This window comes from Mesorhizobium sp. M4A.F.Ca.ET.050.02.1.1 (genome assembly GCF_003997725.1).
Lineage (GTDB): Bacteria > Pseudomonadota > Alphaproteobacteria > Rhizobiales > Rhizobiaceae > Mesorhizobium.
Genome location: NZ_RZSG01000745.1, coordinates 1 through 2,933, shown reverse-complemented (window position 1 = coordinate 2,933; position 2,933 = coordinate 1). Strand labels below are relative to the sequence as shown.

Sequence of the window (2,933 nt, the reverse complement as noted above, 5' to 3'; positions counted from 1 at the left end):
GCTGTCGCCGGACCAGCCGTTTCCCGGAGCCAACGCAGTCATTCCAGTGGCAGGCGCTGCCGTTCTGGTCTGGCCGCATTCGCGCTCGTTCGTGTCGCGATTCCTTTCGACCGCTCCGCTCCGCCTGACGGGAAAGATTTCTTACAGCCTCTACCTGTGGCATTGGCCGATTCTGGTCTTCTTCCGTCACTACGCGGGCACCGCGAATCCGACAGCCGCGGAGGCATCGGTCCTGATCGCAGGCAGCTTTCTGACGGCCTATCTCTCCTGGCGATTTGTCGAAGAACCTGTGCGCAGTTGGCGGGCACCGCCGATGAGAAGCGTCACTGCCGGCGCCGTCGCAGCGCTGATGGTTGGTTTAAGCGGCAATTCAATCTCCGAAGCCGGTGGGTTCACCAGCAGGATTCCGAAAGAGGTTGAGGCCCTGCGCAGTCTCGAAGTCATGTGGGATTGGCCTTGTCCGCAGATGGTCAGGATACCCGAACTGGGCAGCACGTTTTGCGCCTTTGGCGCGCCCTGGGAAAAAGCGAAGCACCGCGGCATGCTTTGGGGCGACAGTCATGCAGAGCATCTTGCGCCGCTGCTGGACGTCGTCGGACAGCGGGAAGACACCGCTTTCTTCCTGTACCGGGCTTGCCCGGCGGCTTTTGGGAAGGGCGTCAACCGCGCCTACCCTGGGCAGCCCCGCTATCAGGAAATCTGTGCATCGTCCCGGCAGGCGGCGGTCGGCATGCTGGGTCGGCGCTCGGACATCGACATTGTCGTGCTGTCATCCGCCTGGACCAGCCTTGCCACCACCGATGTCCGAGCTGACGATGGGCGCAACGCCGACAAAGTGCTGTTGCTGCGCGACGGTTTGCAAAGCCTCGTCGCGGAGATCACCACGCATCATCGACGAATCGGGATTGTCGGCCAGGTTCCGGGGCCGGGTCTGGATCTCACCTCGTGTGCAGCGATGCGGGAAACCAAGATTTTGCGGCGTTGTTCAACGGAGATGGATAGCGAAAGAATACTGAAGATATGGGCGCCGACGGTCGCGGCGCTCGGATCCCTGGCCAGGAAGGACCGGGTATTCTTCCTGGATCCGGTGAATGGCATGTGCCCGAACAGACATTGCACCACCTACGTCAACGGCGAGTTCATCTATCGCGATGCATCGCACATTCGCAGGAATCTTGGACCCGTCACAGACGGCGAGCTCGCAAGAATGATCGGTTTCTTCCCGGCTCTTGCCGCCGACGGAGGCCAGCTCCGGATGTCAGAGACCGTCAACCCGAAGCTTTTGGCGGCGCATCGCAGCAATTGATGACGATGAGGAACGGCACGACAACAATGGCAGTGGCGGTCCAGCCTTGAGGATGGACACGGCTTCTCGATCGGATGAGGTGCCGGCTGGCCCGCAGCCGTTGCCTCGAGGTGCCACAGCGATCGCACCAATCGTTCACCGGGCGGACGTAGACGGGCTTAGAGCTCTCGCCGTCCTGGCTGTGCTTTTCTTCCATCTGAGAATCTCAGGGTTCACCGGCGGCTTCGCCGGCGTCGACGTCTTTTTCGTCATCAGCGGCTTCCTGATCACCCAGATCGTGGCAGCCGAGATCGAAGCGGGCTGTTTCAGCCTCGCTCAGTTCTATTCGCGCCGGGCGCGGCGGCTACTGCCAGCCTTTTTCATGACGCTGGCGGTCTCGAGCGTCGCGGCGTTTCTTCTGTTTGCGCCGCAGCATATGGAGAGCTTCGCCGGGTCTCTTCTGGCCGCGACGTTCGGCGTTTCGAACGTCCTCTTCTGGCGCGAGTCCGGCTATTTCGATCTCGGCGCGCGCGTCAAACCGCTCCTTCATACCTGGTCGCTGTGCGTGGAGTGGCAGTTCTACCTCGTCTGGCCGCTGCTGCTGACACTTCTTTGGATCGTCTTCCGGCGGCGCGTGTTCTGGCCTGTTCTGGCCATGGCGATCTCAGGCTTCTGCCTTATCCTGGCGTTCCAGGACGGGTCATTTTGGCTGCTTTCGGGAACGCGGGCGGCGGACTGGATTGCGGACGGCCGCGCCACCGTCTTTTACAACACGCCCTTTCGCGTTTTCGAGTTCGCTTGCGGAGCGACATTGGTCTGGCTTCGGAAGCCCCCCTCCGTCATAGCTCACGAGTTTATCGCCTTGCTGGGGCTGGCTATCATCGGGGGTGGCATCTTCTTTCTCGATGGCGGTGCGGCACCCCCGGCCTGGAACGCGCTTCCCCCGACCCTGGGCGCAGCGATGGTGCTGCATGCCGATCGCTCGCAATGGGTAAGCCTTGTCTTACGCAACAAGCCGACAGCCTACATCGGACGCATCAGCTATTCGCTCTACCTCGTCCATTGGCCCGTGATCGTATTTTGCGAGTACGCCCTGCTTCGGCCGCTGTCGCCAACGGAAACGATGCTAGCCGGTTTCCTGGCGTTCGCCCTGGCCGTCTTGATGTTTCACCTGGTTGAACAGCCCTGCCGGGCCGGCCGCGGATTCGTCTCGCCTCCCAGGCTTGCCTTGGCAGGCATTGTCTCCTTCGCGCTGGTCAGCTGGTCGATGCGGGATGGCCTGCCCTGGCGTGTGCCATCGGTTGCCGCTGGAACAGAACTGGCCGATAGCGCGGCATTGAAAGCGATCACCGGTTCGCTGGGCTGCCCGGACTTCTGCGAATTCGGAAATCTCAAGAGCCCAAGGAAAATCCTCGTTGTCGGGGACTCGCACGTCGACCACTACACGCGCGCTCTGGAAGAGCTTGGTGGGAAGGACTTTCATTTCCTGTTGGCGCAAGCGGGCAACTGCTATTTCGGAGCGAATCTTCAGACCCGGACCAACGGCGCGGTCACGCAACATTGCCGCGTGGCGACTGATCAAGCCGCTCGGTGGCTGAAAGCGGGAGGGATCTCCGCCATCGTGCAAGCCCAGCGGTGGCCCGGATAC

At 61.7% G+C, this 2,933-nt stretch carries 2 protein-coding genes; both read left to right on the top strand.

The window, feature by feature from the left end; genetic code table 11:
• A partial coding sequence (locus EOA33_RS38750) for an acyltransferase family protein (RefSeq protein WP_190234416.1) occupies positions 1-1,306 on the top strand: 1,306 nt, incomplete at its 5' end.
• 52 nt (positions 1,307-1,358) lie between these two features.
• Positions 1,359-2,933, top strand: a 1,575-nt coding sequence (locus EOA33_RS30425; RefSeq protein ID WP_145989360.1) for an acyltransferase family protein, incomplete at its 3' end; no start/stop codon positions are given.